17 protein-coding genes are annotated in these 16,392 nt (G+C 63.2%); 1 reads left to right on the top strand and 16 read right to left on the bottom strand.

The features are described from left to right. Positions 1-5: 5 nt before the first annotated feature. From ACWHXP_RS09670 to fliF, 15 genes are all read right to left on the bottom strand, one after another. Positions 6-1,970 (bottom strand): MacB family efflux pump subunit, encoded by a 1,965-nt coding sequence (locus ACWHXP_RS09670; RefSeq protein ID WP_489633942.1) that lies wholly within the window; start codon positions 1,968-1,970, stop codon positions 6-8. A gap of 7 nt (positions 1,971-1,977) precedes the next feature. After that, positions 1,978-3,192, bottom strand: coding sequence for an efflux RND transporter periplasmic adaptor subunit (locus ACWHXP_RS09665; RefSeq protein ID WP_489625358.1), 1,215 nt, complete (start codon positions 3,190-3,192; stop codon positions 1,978-1,980). Between the two features lie 132 nt (positions 3,193-3,324). Next, positions 3,325-4,128 (bottom strand): flagellar biosynthetic protein FliR, encoded by an 804-nt coding sequence (gene fliR, locus ACWHXP_RS09660; protein WP_489625359.1) that lies wholly within the window; start codon positions 4,126-4,128, stop codon positions 3,325-3,327. A gap of 36 nt (positions 4,129-4,164) precedes the next feature. Next, positions 4,165-4,434 carry a flagellar biosynthesis protein FliQ gene (gene fliQ / locus ACWHXP_RS09655; RefSeq protein ID WP_034331685.1) on the bottom strand — a complete coding sequence of 90 codons (270 nt, stop codon included), beginning with the start codon at positions 4,432-4,434 and terminating at the stop codon, positions 4,165-4,167. Between the two features lie 18 nt (positions 4,435-4,452). Beyond that, entirely contained in the window at positions 4,453-5,250 is a 798-nt protein-coding gene (gene fliP, locus ACWHXP_RS09650; RefSeq protein WP_371925453.1) for a flagellar type III secretion system pore protein FliP, read from the bottom strand. Then, on the bottom strand, positions 5,234-5,836 hold the full coding sequence (gene fliO, locus ACWHXP_RS09645; RefSeq protein WP_489633943.1) for a flagellar biosynthetic protein FliO: 603 nt from the start codon (positions 5,834-5,836) through the stop codon (positions 5,234-5,236). Before fliO ends, fliP begins: the two co-directional genes overlap by 17 nt. 19 nt (positions 5,837-5,855) lie before the next feature. Beyond that, positions 5,856-6,311 carry a flagellar motor switch protein FliN gene (gene fliN, locus ACWHXP_RS09640; RefSeq protein ID WP_121039746.1) on the bottom strand — a complete coding sequence of 152 codons (456 nt, stop codon included), beginning with the start codon at positions 6,309-6,311 and terminating at the stop codon, positions 5,856-5,858. A 2-nt stretch (positions 6,312-6,313) separates the two neighbouring features. Next, on the bottom strand, positions 6,314-7,318 hold the full coding sequence (fliM, locus tag ACWHXP_RS09635; RefSeq protein ID WP_017450944.1) for a flagellar motor switch protein FliM: 1,005 nt from the start codon (positions 7,316-7,318) through the stop codon (positions 6,314-6,316). Between the two features lie 29 nt (positions 7,319-7,347). Next, complete coding sequence (gene fliL, locus ACWHXP_RS09630) at positions 7,348-7,863, bottom strand: flagellar basal body-associated protein FliL (RefSeq protein WP_121039749.1); 516 nt, start codon at positions 7,861-7,863, stop codon at positions 7,348-7,350. Positions 7,864-7,988: 125 nt separating this feature from the next. Beyond that, the gene (locus tag ACWHXP_RS09625; RefSeq protein ID WP_489633944.1) at positions 7,989-9,326 is read right to left on the bottom strand and encodes a flagellar hook-length control protein FliK; all 1,338 of its coding nucleotides are present in this window, start codon (positions 9,324-9,326) and stop codon (positions 7,989-7,991) included. A 104-nt stretch (positions 9,327-9,430) separates the two neighbouring features. Beyond that, positions 9,431-9,871 (bottom strand): flagellar export protein FliJ, encoded by a 441-nt coding sequence (gene fliJ / locus ACWHXP_RS09620; protein ID WP_034338552.1) that lies wholly within the window; start codon positions 9,869-9,871, stop codon positions 9,431-9,433. Between the two features lie 37 nt (positions 9,872-9,908). Beyond that, positions 9,909-11,315, bottom strand: a complete 1,407-nt coding sequence (fliI, locus tag ACWHXP_RS09615; RefSeq protein ID WP_121039755.1) for a flagellar protein export ATPase FliI — start codon at positions 11,313-11,315, stop codon at positions 9,909-9,911. A gap of 38 nt (positions 11,316-11,353) precedes the next feature. Further along, entirely contained in the window at positions 11,354-12,061 is a 708-nt protein-coding gene (gene fliH, locus ACWHXP_RS09610) for a flagellar assembly protein FliH (RefSeq protein ID WP_039788445.1), read from the bottom strand. A 59-nt stretch (positions 12,062-12,120) separates the two neighbouring features. Continuing rightward, complete coding sequence (fliG, locus tag ACWHXP_RS09605; RefSeq protein ID WP_034338562.1) at positions 12,121-13,116, bottom strand: flagellar motor switch protein FliG; 996 nt, start codon at positions 13,114-13,116, stop codon at positions 12,121-12,123. Then, positions 13,109-14,893: a flagellar basal-body MS-ring/collar protein FliF gene (fliF, locus tag ACWHXP_RS09600; RefSeq protein ID WP_489633945.1), complete on the bottom strand. Its 1,785-nt coding sequence runs from the start codon at positions 14,891-14,893 to the stop codon at positions 13,109-13,111. Before fliF ends, fliG begins: the two co-directional genes overlap by 8 nt. Positions 14,894-15,141: 248 nt before the next feature. Between fliF and fliE the strand changes: the two genes are divergently transcribed. After that, positions 15,142-15,498: a flagellar hook-basal body complex protein FliE gene (gene fliE, locus ACWHXP_RS09595; RefSeq protein WP_489633946.1), complete on the top strand. Its 357-nt coding sequence runs from the start codon at positions 15,142-15,144 to the stop codon at positions 15,496-15,498. A 118-nt stretch (positions 15,499-15,616) separates the two neighbouring features. Here fliE and ACWHXP_RS09590 read toward each other — a convergent pair whose 3' ends face one another. Then, entirely contained in the window at positions 15,617-16,372 is a 756-nt protein-coding gene (locus ACWHXP_RS09590) for a flagellar brake protein (protein WP_121039763.1), read from the bottom strand. Positions 16,373-16,392 lie beyond the last annotated feature (20 nt).

Here is a 16,392-nt window from a genome sequence, read left to right as displayed (position 1 = left end):
CAATTTCATTCGCGGGCGAGGGCATCCACCGGATTGAGGCGCGCAGCATTGCGCGCCGGCAGGAAGCCGAACACCACGCCGATCAGGGTAGAGCAGGCGAAGGCACTGACGATGGAGGCAGTGGAATAGATCAGGTGGAAGCTGCTGACGAAGTGCGCAAACACCGCCCCGAAGGACAGCGCCAGCAGCACGCCCAGCAGGCCACCGGCCAGGCAGACCAGTACCGCTTCGATCAGGAACTGCTGCATGATGTCGCCCTGGCGCGCGCCTACGGCCATGCGCACCCCGATCTCGCGGGTACGCTCGGTGACCGAGACCAGCATGATGTTCATCACGCCGATGCCCCCGACCACCAGCGAGATCAGCGCAATCATCGACACCAGCAGGGTCAGCGTGGCCGTGGCCTTTTCGATGGTCTGGCGGATGCTGTCGGTGTTGAAGATGTAGAAGTCCTTGGTGCGATGGCGCAGCGTCATCAGCTGGGTGATGCCTTGCTCCGCTGCCGCGCCGGGGACCTTGTCGCTGACCCGCACCGTGATGCCGCTCAGGTAGCGCTGGCCGATCACGCGCGTCATGGCGGTGGTATAGGGCACCCAGACATTGAGCGAGCTGTTGTTGCCGAAACCGTTCTCGCGCTTCTGCGTCACGCCGATCACCCGGCACGGCACGCTGCCGAGGAAGATCACTTCACCCAGCGCATTGCCGCCGTTGGGAAAGAGCTTCTTGTAGGTATTGGCATCGATCACCACTTCCTGCGCCTGGCGGCGGATGCTGTCGTTGTCGAAGCTCATGCCCTGTGCCATCTTCAGTCCGCGCACGCGGAAATACTGTTCACCTACGCCATTGATGGTGGCCGTGACCGAGATGTTGCCGTAGCGCGCCGAGGAGGCTGTGGACACGCTGGGCGTGACGCTGTCCACGTAATTCTGTTCAGCCAGGGCGGCGGCATCGGCTGGCGTGAGGGTGCGGATGGCGGCGGACTTCATGTCGCCGAAATCAGTGCCGGGGAAGATGTCGATGGTATTGGTGCCCATGGAGCTGATGTCGGACAGGATCTGTTCGCGCGAGCCACTGCCCAGGGCGACCACCGAGACCACCGAGGCAATGCCGATGATGATCCCCAGCATGGTCAGGAAGCTGCGCAGGCGATGTGCGTTCATCGCCAGCAGCGACATGCGCAGCGCTTCCTTGAAGCGGTCCAGCGCGGCGCGCCAGGCGCTGGCTTGCCGGTGTTGCTGGCGCTCCTGCTTGATGATGCCGCTCACCGCTGCCGCTTCGGGAGCGTTGTTGCGGCGATCCGCGATGATCAGGCCATCCTTGATCTCGATGATGCGCTGGGCATTGCTGGCCACCTGCATGTCGTGGGTGACGATGATGATGGTGTGGCCTTCGGCGTGCAATTCCTTGAGGATGTTCATCACCTCGTGGCCGCTGTGGCTGTCCAGCGCGCCGGTGGGTTCGTCGGCCAGGATCACGTCGCCGCCGTTCATCAGCGCGCGCGCAATCGAGACACGCTGCTGCTGCCCGCCCGAGAGCTGGCCGGGCTTGTGGTGGCCACGGTCGGCCAGACCGAGGCGCGCCAGCAACTGGGCGGCGCGCTGGCGACGCTGCGCCGGTTCCTGGCCGGCATAGACGGCGGGCACTTCCACGTTGGCGGTGGCGTCCAGGTCCGACAGCAGGTGATAGCGCTGGAAGATGAAACCGAAATGCTCGCGCCGCAGCTGTGCCAGTTCGTCCGGGGCCAGCTTGCCGGTCTCGCGTCCGGCGACCAGGTAGCTGCCGGCGCTGGGCTTGTCGAGGCAGCCAAGGATGTTCATCAGCGTCGACTTGCCCGAACCGGAGGCCCCGACGATGGCGACCATTTCGCCGGCGGCGATGTCGAGGTTGACGTCGTTGAGCACGGTGATGCTGTCATCCCCGGCCGGGAAGTCGCGGCGCAGTGCGCGCAGTTGCAGCAATGGCGTCGTCATGGCCACCTTACATGCGCGGCGGCGGACCGCGATGTTCGCTGCTGCTGTCCGCCGTGCCCGGAACGGCGGTGCCGGTGACGACGCGCTCGCCGGCCTTCAGTCCTTCGATGATCTGCACCTGGGCATTGGTATTGATGCCGGTGCGCACCTGGCGCTCCTGGGCCTGGCCTTGCGCATCCAGTACGCGCACGGTGTAGCGGCCCTGGGCATCCTTCGCACCCAGCGCCGTGGAGGGCACCACCAGCGCGTCCTTGGCCTCGGAGAGCACGATGTTGACCTGGGTGGTCATCGAGATGCGCAGCTTGCCATCGGGATTGGGCAGGTCCAGCAGGCCGTTGTAGTAGATCGCCGTCGAGCTGGAACTGCTGGTGGTAGTGCTGGTGGTGCTGGTGGTGGTGTCATCCTGCAGGATCGAGTCCGGTGCCGGTTCGATGGCGCGCAGGGTGGTGCGGTAGCGATGCTCGGGGTCGCCGAGGATGGTGAAGTACACCGGCAGGCCGGGCTTGACGCGTACCACGTCGGCTTCCGAGATCTGCGCCTTGACGGTGACCGTATCCATGCGTGCCACCTTGATGATGGTCGGGGTGGACTGGTTGGCGTTCACGGTCTGGCCTTCCTGAGCCACGATGGCGACCACTTCGCCATCGATGGGAGCGGTGATGCGGGTGTAGCCCAGGTTCAGGCGGGCGGTGTCAACCTTGATGGCACCGTCCTTGATCTGCGCCTGCAGGGCGGCGATGTCGGCACGGGTGGAGTTGAGGGTGGCTTCGGCCGTCTCGAAGTTCTCGCGCGAGCTGGCGTCGCCGGCCAGCATCATCTGCTGGCGCGCATAGGCCAGTTGCGCCTGTTTCAGCGTGGCTTCCTTGGCGCGCAGCTGGGCCTGCAGGTTCTGCAGCGAATATTCGGCGCTGGCCAGGGCATTGGCCTGGGTCAGGGAATCGATCTCGGCCACCAGTTGGCCCTTCTTGACGCGCTCGCCCAGCGCCACCTTGAGCGATTTGATCTGGCCCGACACCTGCGCGCCCACGCTGACCTGCTTGTAGGCCTTGACGGTGCCGCTGGCCAGGACCACGTCCTGGATATCGGCTACGGACGCGGTGGCGGTCAGGTAGCTGGGCGGCGCTGGCGGCGTGAGTGCGCGATGCACGAGGTAGCCCCCTGCCAGCAGGACGGCGAGACTCAGGAGCAGGATCTTGGGGCGGCGGAAGTAGGCGATATTCATGCGAGAAAATGAGGGGCGGCCACAGGGGCGGCCGGATGCACAGCGGTGCCGCAGGCAAAGGCGTCATTGTGAGGCCGTCGCTGCCGTGCGTGTGTCAGCAGACGTAAATGTTGTGCAAGCAAAGCTTGCCGCTTACGGTTTGGGCAGCGCATTGACCGGCGGCACGCTGCCCAGCAGGCGGACCATCTCGACGCCATCGGACAGGAAGCGCTGCAGCGGGGTGAGCATATAGGGCAGGGCGAAGGCGATCAGGATGAATCCCGCCAGCATGGTAATCGAAAAACCGATCCCGAAGAGATTGAGCTGCGGCGCGGCGCGGGTGAGGATGCCCAGGGCGAAGTTGGTGATGAGCAGTGCGATCAGCAGCGGCAGCGACAATTGCAGTCCCATGCTGAAGACCTTGGCCCCCCACAGGCCGAGCTGATGGAAGCCCTCGGTGGTGATCGGCACGCCCGTGATGGGCAGGGTGTGGAAGCTCTCTGCCATCACCTGCAACAGCAGCAGGTGGCCGTTCAGGTTGATGAACACCATGGTGGCCAGCAGCGAGAACACCTGGCTGATGACGGCCGTACGGCCCTGTGTCTGGGGATCGAAGAAGGCCGCGAAGGACAGGCCCATGGTCGAGCTGGTCAGTTCGCCCGCCGCTTCCACGGCGGCGAACACCACGCGCATGGCAAAGCCCATGGACAGGCCGATCAGCAATTGCTGCAGCAGGATCAGCAGCCCGGTCATCGACATCGGATCGATGGCCGGCGGAATCGGCACATCCGGTGCCAGCACCGCGCCGATGACGATGCCCAGCAGGATCTTGACCAGCATGGGCACGCTGGCGCTGCCGAAGGGCGGGGCGATGGACAGCAGCCCGAGGATGCGCGTGGTCGGCCAGATGAACATGGCGACCCAGGCGTAGAGTTGCTGGCTGGTGAAGGTGAGCATGGATCAGGAGCCGCCGGGCCTGCCCGGCGGACCGGCTTACTGGACCATGGCGGGAATCCCGCTGAACATGGTGTGCATGTAGTCGAGGATGATGGTCAGCATCCACGGGCCGGCGATGATCAGTGCCAGGAACACGCCCACCAGCTTGGGAATGAAGGCCAGGGTCTGTTCGTTGATCTGGGTCGCGGCCTGGAAGATGCTCACCAGCAGCCCGATGAGCAGGGCCGTGATCAGCATCGGGGCGGCGATCAGGAGAGTGACTTCCATGGCCTGGCGGCCCATGGTCATGACGCTTTCGGGTGTCATACGTATCCTTGCCTTGGGCTAGTAGAAACTCTGGGCCAGGGAGCCGATCAGCAGCTGCCAGCCATCCACCAGCACGAACAGCATCAGCTTGAAGGGCAGCGAGACGATGGCCGGAGACATCATCATCATGCCCATCGACATCAGGATACTGGCCACCACCATGTCGATGATCAGGAAGGGGATGAAGATGGCGAAGCCGATCTGGAAAGAAGTCTTCAGTTCACTGGTGACGAAGGCCGGGACCAGCAGGCGCAGCGGCACATCCTCCGGACCTTGCAGGGCCGGACCGCGCGACAGCTTCACATACAGCGCCAGGTCGGACTGGCGGGTCTGCTTGAGCATGAATTCCTTGAGCGGCGCGGCTCCCTTGTCCAGGGCTTCCATCATCTGGATCTTGTTTTCCGCGAAGGGCTGATAGGCCTCGGTATAGATGCGGTCGAACACCGGACTCATGACGAAGAAGGTCAAAAACAGCGACAGGCCGACCAGCACCTGAGTGGGCGGCGTGGACTGCGTGCCCAGCGCCTGGCGCAGCAGCGACAGCACGATCACGATGCGGGTGAAACAGGTCATCATCAGCAACGCCGCCGGTATGAACGACAGCGAGGTGAGGAACAGCATGGTCTGGATCGGCAGCGAATAATTCGTACCGCCGCCCGGGGCGGGCATGCTGTTGAGCGCGGGCAGGCCTTGCTGGGCCGAAGCGGCCAGCGGCAGGCACAGCAGCGCCATCCACCAGTAGCGGCTGCGCAGCAGCGCGCCGCTCCGGCGGAGCAGGAAAGAGAGAAGGCCTTGCGGCTTAGGATGTGCTGCCATCATTACCCGGACGGTCGCCGTTGCCGGCACCGCCATTTCGTTTGTCCATGGTGTGCTTGAGCCAGCTGGCGAAGGCCGGTCCGGCGCTGGCGGGTTGGGCGGCGACGCCTTCCTGGCGCGGCAGGGTGGCCAGGGCATTGACCCGCCCGGGAGCGACGCCGACCACGATCCACTGGTCGCCCACTTCGACCACCATCACCCGTTCGCGCGTGCCGACCGACACGCCCCCGACCACCTTGGCCACGGCATTGCCGCCCAGGCTGTTGGCCAGGCCCATGCGCTTGAACAGCCAGGCGACGGCAGCCATGACGGCCAGCACCGCCACCAGTCCGAAGAGCATGGTGAACACACTGCCGGAGGAAGAGGGAAGGGAAGCGCCGACAGCCACTGGCGCGGCTGCAGCCGGAGCGGCCGGCGCTGTTGCAGGTGCCGCCGCAGCGGCAGTGGCGCTGCCGGCGGGGGCATTGTCGGCCCAGGCGTGGGCGGCAGCCACCAGGCTGCCCCCCAGGAAGACCAGGGCCGACATCGGCGCCGGACGGATCCGGCGCAGGCCCTGCCACATCGATGCTGCGTAAAAACGTGTCATCAAACTCAAGCCATCCCGCTCAGCGGTTGAGCTTGCGGATGCGTTCTGCCGGCGTGATGATGTCGGTCAGGCGGATACCGAACTTGTCATTGACCACCACCACTTCGCCTTGGGCGATCAGGCAGCCGTTGACCAGCACGTCCATCGGTTCACCGGCCATGCCGTCCAGTTCCACCACCGAGCCTTGCGCCAGTTGCAGCAGGTTCTTGATGGCGATCTTGGTGCGGCCCAGTTCCACGGTCAGCTGCACCGGGATGTCGAGGATGAAGTCGATATCGTTGGGAGTGTTGGTCTTGATATCGGCGGCGCTCAGGTCCTTGAAGACGGTGGCCATCGCAGGGGCTGCGGTGATGCCTTTCTCGTCTTCCATCTCGCCTTTTTTCTGCGCCTCTTCAGCCTCGGTTTGCTCGGCCATGGCCGCGCCCCACGGATCGTCTTCCGCTGCGCCTGCGCCTGCTACGTTCTCATCAGCCATTACTAATCTCCTTGAAAGCTTTCCGGTGTTTCTTGATGGGTGATGGACAGCAGTTTTTCAACGCGCAAGGCGTATTGGCCATTGGACTGGCCGTAGCTGCATTCCATCACCGGTACGCCGTCAACCTGTGCCTCGACGGTCGTATTGGTCTGCAGCGGAATGACGTCGCCGACCTGCATGTGCAGCAGATCGGTGAAATTGACACGGGCGGTGCCGAAATTGACGATCAGTTCGACCTCGGCCGTCTGGATCTGCTGCTTCATCAGGCGGATCCAGCGCTTGTCCACTTCCAGCGCCTCGCCTTGCATGCTGCTGGTGAGGCGGTCACGCACCGGTTCGATCATCGAATAGGGCGTGCAGATGTGAATCTCGCCCGACACCGGTCCCAGCTCGACGGTGAAGGTGGTCGAGACCACCACTTCGTTGGGCGTGGCGATGTTGGCGAACTGCGTATTCATTTCCGAGCGAATGAACTCGAATTCGATCGGATAGATCGGTTCCCACGACTTGGCGTAGGTCTCGAAGGTGATCTCCAGCACGCGCATGATGATGCGCTGCTCGGTGGGCGTGAATTCGCGGCCTTCGATGCGGGTGTGGAAGCGGCCATCGCCGCCGAACATGTTGTCCACCAGCATGAACACGAACTGCGGGTCGAACACCACCAGCCCGATGCCACGGAAGGGCTTGATGTGCACCAGGTTCAGGTTGGTTGGCACCACCAGGTTGCGGATGAATTCACTGTACTTGGACACCTTCACCGGACCGACCGAGATTTCGGCGGTACGGTGAATGAAGTTGAACAAGCCGATGCGGAACAGACGCGCGAAACGCTCGTTGATGATTTCCAGCGTGGGCATGCGCCCGCGCACGATGCGTTCCTGCGTGGCCAGGTTGTAGGTACGTACCGTACCAGGAGCTTCTTCGACGATTTTTTCTTCGTCTTCATCTCCCGTCACGCCCTTCAAAAGGGCATCGACTTCTTCCTGTGATAGAAAATGCTCGGCCATGGTCGACGATCTCTGACTTCGATACGGTGTTACTGCTGTTGGATCACGAACGAGGTGTAGAACACGTCGGTGATCTGCGGTCCCTTGCCCTTGCCCGAGAACGGTTCGCCCAGTTGGTCGATGATCTCGTCGGTCAGGCGGCGCTTGCCTTCGCTGGTGAGCAGCTCCGAGGCCTTCTTGCTGGACAGCACCATCAGCAGGCGGCTGCGTACTTGCGGCATGTACAGTTTGAGGGCTTCAGCGGTCTGGCCGTCCGGCACTTGCAGGGTCATTGCCACTTGCAGGTACTGGTCGCCGGTTTCCTGCTGCAGGTTCACCACGAAGGGTTCGATCACCACGAAGGTCGGTGCCTTGGCTTCAACCTTCTCTTCAGCGTGATCATCACCCTTCTTGCCCTTGCCACCCATCATGAAGAACGCTGCAGCACCGCCGATGACCAGCACCAGCACTGCGCCCACGATGATGAACAGCATCTTCTTGCTGGATTTTGCCGGTGCTGCATCTGCTTCAGCTCCCTTGGCCGGGGCTTTTCCTTTTGTTGCCATCTACTGTTCCTTTCAGTTCGTCAGCGCGGTATGTGACGTTATCTGCTTATCGGCAGGCAAATCACATTGTTGAGTCTTGCACAGACGAAAATTGCTTGATTTTTAAGGTTTCCGGGGCCCGCCGCTTATGCGAAGGTGTCGACCAGGCCGAGTCCGCTGGTGGTCGCCGTCGCGGTGGCCGTGCCGTTGACGGCCACATCGGCCTCCTGCTCCTTGCCGAAGCTGCCGGAAGAACCACTGCGCGCCTGCTGCTGACCGTTGTCGGCACCTTGCTGCTGATTGGGCATGCCGGTCTGGACATTGGCCTGTCCGAGCTGGATGCCGGCCTGGTCCATCATTTCACGCAGCTTGGGCATGGCCGCTTCCAGCGCCTGCTTCACTTCGGGCTGGGCGGTGATGAAGGTAGCGTCGGCTTGCTGGTTGTGCACGTTCAGCACCACCTGCATCGGGCCGAGGTCGGGCGGATTCAGGCTTAGCGAGGCGCTTTGCATGCCCGCCGTGGCCATCCAGGTGATCTTGGTGCCCAGGGCCTGATTCCAGCCGGCACTGCCGACGTTGGACTGGATCTTGTCGCTGTAGGCCGGGGTGAACACGGCCTGCGGCTGGCTGGCGACAGCGGCTTGCTGCATGGCTGGCAGCACCACCGGGGTCGGCGCGGCCGAGGCAGCATCCTGCTTGGCGGCCGGAGCGGCGAGCTCGGGCGTGGCCTTGTTCAGTTGGGCGCGGGCGGTGAGGGCGCTGGCATCGTCCTTGGGTTCGGCCTTGGCGGCAGCACCCAGGTCGATGGCGGGCTTGGCGTCCTTCGTATTGCTCGCCTGCGGAGCCGGGTTGGCCTCGGCATTGCTCTTGCGGGCCAGTTCGCTGGCGGCGGCATCCTGCTTGCCCTTGGCGGCGGCCAGGGCATCCTGCAGGGCGGCCGGGTCGACCTTGCCTTGCTTGTCGTCCGCCAGGGCTTGCTGCTGGTCGCTCAGGGACAGCTTGCCGCTGCCGCGCTTGCCCTGGGCCAGCAGGTCGGCTGCGCTGCCGTCACCCTTGGCCTTGCCATCGGCGGCCGGCTTGACGGCGTTCTGGGCGATGTTGGCGACCAGAGCCAGCAATTCAGCCGAGGCCTGGGTGGCGGTGTCGCTGCTGTCCTCGTCTTCATCCTTGTCGCTGACCTGGCTGCTCTGGTCGCTGCCATCGTTGGCGGCGCTCTTGCTGGCATTGTTGGCGGCAGTCTGGGATTGCTGATTGGCAGCGGCCTGCTTGGCGGCAGCCTGGGCATTGGCCGCCTGGGTGTCGGCATTCTGCTGGGCCTGGCGCGCCTGCGCCTGGTTGTCCTGTACGCGCGTGCTGACCTGGCTGTTGAGGACCTGGTTGAAAGGCACATCGGCCGAGAAGCTGTCGGCAGGATTGCCCGAGCGCGAACCCGTGGCGGCCTGGGAGCCGGTGATCACGTTCAACAGCGGCAGGGAAGTGTTCATGATGGTGGCCTGTCGGTAAATGCGGTCTGCTGCTCTGGATGCTGGTTGCGATTCTGTACTTGCGCGCGTTCGGTTCGGTCTTGCCTGGCTGGCTGCTTCAGCGGTCAGCGCTTGTAGAAGCTGATGCGGGCGGCATGCTCGTCCATGGACTTCTGGTCGCGCTTGTTTTCCTTGCGCATTTCCTGGTCGCGCGCCCGCGTGGCCAGTGTGTCGTAGGACATGCGCTTGCGCTCGCAGGCCTGCCATGCGGTACGGGCCTCGGCCACGCGCTGCTGGCTGCTTTGCACCACGTTGACCTGGCCATCGATGGCATTGTCGATCTTTTCCAGGAACAGCTGGAAGTTGCGATACGCCAGCGCGGTCAGGCCATTGGTCAGGGTTTCCTGGAAGCGCGCGGCGTAATCGTCGCGGTATTGCTGCAGGATCCCCAGCTTCTGTTGTGCTTCTTCACTCACGCGAATAGCCCGGCCGAGGCGTTTGGTCGCTTCGTCGGTTTCTTTGGTCGCCAATTCAATCAGCGTATCAAGTGCGGAGGGAGTAGCCATGATCACTCTGATTATATTTTTGAGGATGCGCGCTCAATCACCCGAATAGAGCGGTAAGTTGCCTCAAGCTCTCTGATACATCGGCCTGCTCATGGATGCCCTGCTGCAAAAAGGACTCCATTCTTGGCAACAAGGCAATAGCTTCATCCAGCACGGGGTCGCTGCCGGCGGCGTACGCGCCGACGCTGATGAGGTCGCGGTTGCGCTGGAAACGTGAATACAATTGCTTCAGATGCCGCGAACGCCGCTGATGGTCGGCATCCGTGATGCTGTGCATGGCACGGCTGATGGATTGTTCGATATCGATGGCAGGATAGTGGCCAGCCTCGGCCAACTGGCGGTTCAGCACGATGTGGCCGTCCAGGATGGCGCGGGCGGCGTCGGCGATCGGGTCCTGCTGGTCGTCGCCTTCGGTCAGCACGGTGTAGAAGGCGGTGATGGAGCCGCCGCCTTCATCGCCATTGCCGGCGCGTTCCACCAGGGCCGGCAGCTTGGCGAACACGGAAGGCGGGTAGCCCTTGGTGGCAGGCGGTTCGCCGATGGCCAGGGCGATTTCGCGCTGGGCCATGGCGTAACGGGTCAGCGAATCCATGATCAGCAGCACATCCTTGCCCTGATCGCGGAAATACTCGGCAATGGAGGTGCAGTACGCAGCGCCCTGCAGGCGCATCAGCGGCGGCGTGTCGGCGGGCGCCGCCACCACGACCGAGCGCGCCAGCCCTTCGGCACCCAGAATCTGTTCGATGAATTCCTTCACTTCGCGGCCGCGTTCGCCGATCAGTCCGACCACGATCACATCGGCGCTGGTATAGCGCGCCATCATGCCCAGCAGCACGCTCTTGCCCACGCCGGAACCGGCGAACAGGCCCATGCGCTGGCCACGGCCGACGGTGAGCATGGTGTTGATCGCACGAATGCCGGTATCCAGAATGTCGCGGATGGGCGCGCGTCCCAGCGGGTTGGCCGCACGCACGGCCAGCGGGGCCGAGCGTTCGGTATGCAGGGGGCCGAGATTGTCGAGCGGGCGGCCGGCTCCGTCGAGCACGCGGCCCAGCAGCTCGTCGCCGACCGGCAGGCGACGGCTGTGCTCGTCGACGCGGCGCGGAGTGAAGCTGATGGGGCCGGTGCGCGGAGGAGGGCGCACCGGTTCGACCGGATAGACGCGGGTGCCAGGGACGATGCCTTCGACATCGCTCTGCGGCATCAGGAACAAACGTTCATCCTGGAAGCCGACGACTTCCGCTTCGATCATCGTGCCGTTGGGCAGCGGGACGTTGCAGGGGCTGCCCACAGGAAGCTTCAGTCCGACCGCTTCCATCACCAGGCCGGCTACGCGCGTGATGCGCCCGGCCGTGCGGGTAGGCTCGGCCATGGCGACCAGGCTGCGACAGTTGTGCAGGTAGGCTTGCCACAGGCTGCTATGGGAAGGCATCGGGGAGTTCATGCGGGTCTCCCGTTCAGGTAACTATCACTTCGGATGAATCATTCCAGCCAGTCGAGCTGCTTGGACAGCGACTCGCCCAGGCGCTGCCAGCGCGTCGGGGTGGTGGCATCGATCTGGTTGGTGCGGGTTTCGACACGGCAGCCGCCGCGGTCGAGATGGGCGTCTTCCTCGATCTTCCAGCCTTGCTGGGCCAGTTCCTCGCCCAGGTGTTTGCGCACCAAGGCGGCATCTTCGGGATGCAGCGTCAGGCTGGCCGGCAGCTGCAGCACCGGCAAGGCGTGGATGGCCGCGCTGACGGTCGGCAGAATCAGTTCGGGACGCACGTTCAGGGCCGTCTTGAGCATGGATTTGGCCAGGTCCAGCGCCAGGTCCAGCAGTTCGGGGGCCATCTTTTCACTGCACTGTGAGACTTCGGTGCTGAAATTGACTGCGATCTGGCGGAAGTGCTGGATGATTTCGTTGACTTCCTGCTGGCCTTGCTGGAGCCCGGCGACGTAGCCTTCGGAGCGGCCAGCCTGCAGGCCGTGTTCGCGGCCCTCGGCAAAACCTTCCTGGCGGGCGGCCTCGCGGATGGCATCAAGCTGTTCGGCTGTCAGTTGCGGGACCGGTGGCGGCTCTTCGAGGAATTCTTCTTCCTCGGGCAGCATTTCGGGCTGCGGCTCCGGTTCGGGTTCTTCGTTGAAGGACGCCAGCTCCCATCGCTGGTAGGGCGTCATCTCTTCCTTGGGAATGATCTTTGCACGCATGGCTTCTTTGACTCCTCAGGCCGGCATGCCGACGGCACCCTGCATCTGCCTCAAACGCATCAGACGAACGCGTCCTCGCCCTTGGCACCCAGCACGATCTGGCCTTCGTCGGCCAGGCGGCGCACGATCTGCAGGATGGCCTTCTGTTGCGCATCGACTTCGGACAGGCGCACCGGTCCCTTGGATTCCAGGTCTTCCTTCATCATCTCGGCCGCACGCTGCGACATGTTGGCGAAGATCTTGTCGCGCAGGCCTTGCGAGGCACCCTTCAGCGCCACGATCAGCGACTCGGACTGGACTTCGCGCAGCAGCAGCTGGATGCCGCGGCCGTCGATGTCGATGATGTTCTCGAAGACGAACATTTCGTCCATGATCTTCTGCGCCATGTCCTCGTCGTAGGAACGCAGGTTGTTCATCACCGCGGTCTCGTTCTCGCCCGACATGAAGTTGAGGATCTCGGCCGCGGTGCGGATACCGCCCATCTGTTGTTTCTTGAGGCTTTCGTTGCCGGTCAGCAGCTTGGTCAACACGTCGTTGAGTTCGCGCAACGCGGCCGGCTGCACGCCGTCCAGGGTTGCAATACGAAGGATGACGTCGTTGCGCAAACGTTCCGTGAAATTGTTGATGATGCCGCAGGCATGGTCGCGCTCCAGGTGGACCAGGATGGTGGCGATGATCTGCGGGTGTTCGTTGCGGATGAGCTCGGCCACCGACTGCGCGTCCATCCACTTGAGGCTTTCGATACCGGAGGCATCGCGCCCGCCCAGGATGCGGTTGAGCAGGGAAGTGGCCTTGTCGTCGCCCAGCGCCTTGGTCAGCACGCTGCGGATGTATTCATCCGAATCCAGCCCCAGCGACGAGGCCTGGCCGGTTTCGGCGACGAAGGCTTCCAGCACTTCGTTGATTTCCTCGAAGCTGACGTTGCGCAGGGCCGACATGGCCGCGCCCAACTTCTGGACCTCTTTCGGGCCCAGGTATTTCATGACTTCGGCGGCCTCATCCTCGCCCAAGGCGAGCATGAGGATGGCACCTTTCTGAACGCCGTCGTTACTCATTGTTCACCCATGACTTGATGATGCTTGCCACCAGCTTCGGATCATTCTTGGCCCACTGCTTGGCGGTTTCCAGGTTGGCCTTGTACTGTGCACGTTCGTCGACTGCCGGCTCGCCGGAGAGGTTGACGATGGCGTCCGGATCGTCCGGATCGAAGCCGGCGGCAACCGCTGCGGCAGCGGCGGCGGCCTCGGCCTCGGCCTTTTCCTTGGCCAGGCGCTCGCGCTCTTCGCGGCCCGACAGCTTCCAGACGATCGGGCGCAGCACGCGGAAGTAGAGGAACAGCAGGACCGCGGCCACCAGCACGTATTTGCCGATTTCCTTGGCCAGTTCGATCATGCCTGGCTGCTTCCACAGCGGCACTTCCGGTTCCATGTCGGTGCTGAACTGGGTATTGACCACGTTGAGCGAGTCGCCGCGATCCTTGTTGTAACCCATCGCTTCCTTGACCAGGTCGGTGATCTGGTTGCGCTCGGCCTCGGTCAGCGGGCGCATCACGATCTTGCCGGTATTGTCCAGGGTACGCTTGTAGTTCACCACCACGGCCACCGTCAGGCGGCGCACGCCACCCATGGGTTGTTGGGTGTAGCGCACGGTCTTGTCGACCTCGTAGTTGATGGTCTCGTCCTTGCGCGAATTGCCGCTGGCCGCGGGGGTCGGTGCTGCGCCGTTGGGCGTGGCCGCCGTACCGTTCTGGTTGGCCGCACCATTGGCCACTGCCGGGTTGACGATCGGCGCGGTGGCAGGGGCAGGGGGCTGGTTGGTCAATGCACCCGGAATGCCCGAGGTACCCGAGGTCGCGCTGTTGGCCTCGCTGCTCTGCTTGCTGCGCACGGCAGCGGTGTCGCGCGTCTGGTTGGGCTTGTAGGCCTCGGAGGCCTGCTCGCTGCGGGAGAAATCGACATCAGCCGTGGCCTCGGCGCGGACGTTGCCGTTGCCGACGATGGGGGCGATGATGGACTCGACGCGCTTGACGATGTCCTGCTGCATGTCCTGGACATACTTCAGCTGGGTCGGGTCGAGCGTGTTGGTCTGGGCTTGCTTGGTGGTGTCGGAGAGCAGATTGCCGTTCTGGTCGACGATGGTCACGGCCTTGGGCGAGAGCTCAGGCACGCTGCTGGCCACCAGATGGACGATGGCGCTGACTTGCTGCTGGTCCAGGAAGCGGCCTGGGTAGAGGCTGAGGATCACCGAGGCGGTCGGCTTCTGCTGGTCGCGGACGAACACCGAGGCCTTGGGCAGGGCCAGGTGAACACGGGCGGTCTGCACCGAAGCCAGCGATTGTACCGAGCGTGCCAGTTCGCCTTCCAGCGCGCGCTGGAAGTTGACCTGCTCCAGGAACTGGGAAATGCCCAGCTTCTGGTTTTCCATCAGTTCGAAACCGACGTTGCCGCCCTTGGGCAGGCCTTGCGAGGCCAGCTTCAGGCGAGCGTCATGCACCATGTTCTCGGGGACCAGGATGGCCGTGCCGCCGTCCGAATACTTGTAGGGCACGTTCATCTGCTGCAGCGAGGCCACGATGGCTCCGCCATCGCGGTCGTTGAAATTGGCGAACAGGACGCGGTACTCGACCTTCTGGCTCCACAGCCAGATGCCCGCCATCAGCGCCAGCGTGGCGGCGGCGGCAATGATGAGCAGAATGCGCTTGCCCTGCGGCGAACGGGCGTAGCCCATCACGCCGCCTTGGGCGGCCTGCCCGTGGGGCATACCCTCAATATTGCCGAGTTCGCCCGGATTGTTGGGTTCGCCGGTCATCGTGCCGTCGGCTGCTACCGCCATGATTTCCCCTCTGGCGTTCCCTCGATTGCCAGCTTGATAAAGACTTTGATCACTGCCTACCTTTGTGAGGTTTTTTGCTCAGTGTGGATTGTCCGTTGGCAGGAAGAATTTGATCGCCCGAACAGAATGGCAAATTCCCCGCTTATTGGTGCGATTTGTCAATGCAGCAGTGTTAAGGTGCTGCTGTAGATGGCGAAGGTGCGTATTGTGCTTTTGCCAAGCGGCAAAATGAACTCAAGAGGTGGCAGATGGCAATCGACAGTGTGATTGATACCAGCAAGATCGAGGCAATGGTGGCCCAGCTGAAGGCTGCGGCAGCCCGCGCCCAGGGTGGCGTGGACTCGGTCCAGAGCGGCGTCGCGGCGGAGAAGCCGGCGCAGCGCGTGGACTTCGCCGACGTGCTCAAGGGCGCGATTGACCAGGTCAATGATTCCCAGGCAAAAGCCGCCAAGATGTCGCAGGCCTTTGCCATGGGGGATGACAGCGTGAATCTGTCGGATGTGATGATCGCTTCCCAGAAGGCCAGCATCTCCTTCCAGACCAGCATCCAGGTGCGCAACAAGCTGGTTTCGGCCTACCGCGACATCATGACCATGCAGGTGTGAAGTTTTCTGCTGTGGGGCGGGCTGGATTGTTGCTCGTCCTTCCATGAAAAAACACCCCAGAACCGGTTTCCGGTTGCTGGGGTGTTTTTTCATGGGCGCGCCGGGAAGCGGCGTAGAATTACATCATGCCCGAGGCCTTGGCGTTCTGTTCGCGTTCCAGCTTGGTGATGAAGCGTTGGATGGCGGCCAGGACGGTGCGCGGGATGTCGATGAACTGGCAGCCGAAGCGATTGACGACCTTGCCGTTGGTCATCTTGAACTCCTTGCAGTCGCGCACCTGCAGCTTGACCGAGACCAGGGTGTTATCTCCCAGTTCGAGCTGGCAGTCTTCATACATGGCGCCCGGGGTAGTGGGCAGCAGCTTCTTCTCGTCGGTGATGCCGACGCCGCCGGCGCTGATGTTGTTGAGCAGCGTGACCACCGTGACGAAGGAGCCGTCTGCTTGCGTGATGCGGAAGGTGCAGCGCAGAGGCTTGGCGATCGGAGTCGGGATGCGGAAATACTCACGGCGCTGCAGGCGCACCAGGCTTTCCGGAATGCCGACCTTCAGCGCCGGGCGGCTCTGATACTCCACCTGCCGTGCGCCGTCCACGTTGAAGGTGATGCGGATGCTGTTGTACAAGGCTTCGAAGCCGATGCGCTTGCTGGCCACGATGCTCTCGTTGAGCATGGCGCTGGGAGCCGCGTCGATGATGAGCGAGTCGTCATCGGCATCGACTTCCAGAATGGAAGTGATCACGGACTCGGATCCGCCCTTGATCAGCAGGCTCAGGAGCTGGTTTTTCTCCATCATGCTGGTCAGCAGGGCAATGATCTCCCGCCGTGAATGAACCCGGTATGGGCTGTCGTCGTCGATCTCGTCGTTGTTAGCCATCTGTGCGTCGTGTACGTCGG

The sequence above is a fragment of the Herbaspirillum sp. Her2 genome (genome assembly GCF_057961375.1).
This window is presented reverse-complemented; position numbering and strand designations above follow the sequence as displayed.

Bases quoted from the DNA above. Each gene is read 5' to 3' on its own strand.
- fliF (WP_489633945.1), bottom strand. From the start codon at position 14,893: ATGGCGGTAGCAGCCGACGGCACGATGACCGGCGAACCCAACAATCCG.
- fliP (WP_371925453.1), bottom strand. From the start codon at position 5,250: ATGGCAGCACATCCTAAGCCGCAAGGCCTTCTCTCTTTCCTGCTCCGC.
- fliL (WP_121039749.1), bottom strand. From the start codon at position 7,863: ATGGCAACAAAAGGAAAAGCCCCGGCCAAGGGAGCTGAAGCAGATGCA.
- fliH (WP_039788445.1), bottom strand. From the start codon at position 12,061: ATGCGTGCAAAGATCATTCCCAAGGAAGAGATGACGCCCTACCAGCGA.
- ACWHXP_RS09665 (WP_489625358.1), bottom strand. From the start codon at position 3,192: ATGAATATCGCCTACTTCCGCCGCCCCAAGATCCTGCTCCTGAGTCTC.
- fliG (WP_034338562.1), bottom strand. From the start codon at position 13,116: ATGAGTAACGACGGCGTTCAGAAAGGTGCCATCCTCATGCTCGCCTTG.
- fliE (WP_489633946.1), top strand. From the start codon at position 15,142: ATGGCAATCGACAGTGTGATTGATACCAGCAAGATCGAGGCAATGGTG.
- ACWHXP_RS09670 (WP_489633942.1), bottom strand. From the start codon at position 1,970: ATGACGACGCCATTGCTGCAACTGCGCGCACTGCGCCGCGACTTCCCG.
- fliR (WP_489625359.1), bottom strand. From the start codon at position 4,128: ATGCTCACCTTCACCAGCCAGCAACTCTACGCCTGGGTCGCCATGTTC.
- ACWHXP_RS09590 (WP_121039763.1), bottom strand. From the start codon at position 16,372: ATGGCTAACAACGACGAGATCGACGACGACAGCCCATACCGGGTTCAT.
- fliM (WP_017450944.1), bottom strand. From the start codon at position 7,318: ATGGCCGAGCATTTTCTATCACAGGAAGAAGTCGATGCCCTTTTGAAG.
- fliN (WP_121039746.1), bottom strand. From the start codon at position 6,311: ATGGCTGATGAGAACGTAGCAGGCGCAGGCGCAGCGGAAGACGATCCG.
- fliQ (WP_034331685.1), bottom strand. From the start codon at position 4,434: ATGACACCCGAAAGCGTCATGACCATGGGCCGCCAGGCCATGGAAGTC.
- fliI (WP_121039755.1), bottom strand. From the start codon at position 11,315: ATGAACTCCCCGATGCCTTCCCATAGCAGCCTGTGGCAAGCCTACCTG.
- ACWHXP_RS09625 (WP_489633944.1), bottom strand. From the start codon at position 9,326: ATGAACACTTCCCTGCCGCTGTTGAACGTGATCACCGGCTCCCAGGCC.
- fliJ (WP_034338552.1), bottom strand. From the start codon at position 9,871: ATGGCTACTCCCTCCGCACTTGATACGCTGATTGAATTGGCGACCAAA.
- fliO (WP_489633943.1), bottom strand. From the start codon at position 5,836: ATGACACGTTTTTACGCAGCATCGATGTGGCAGGGCCTGCGCCGGATC.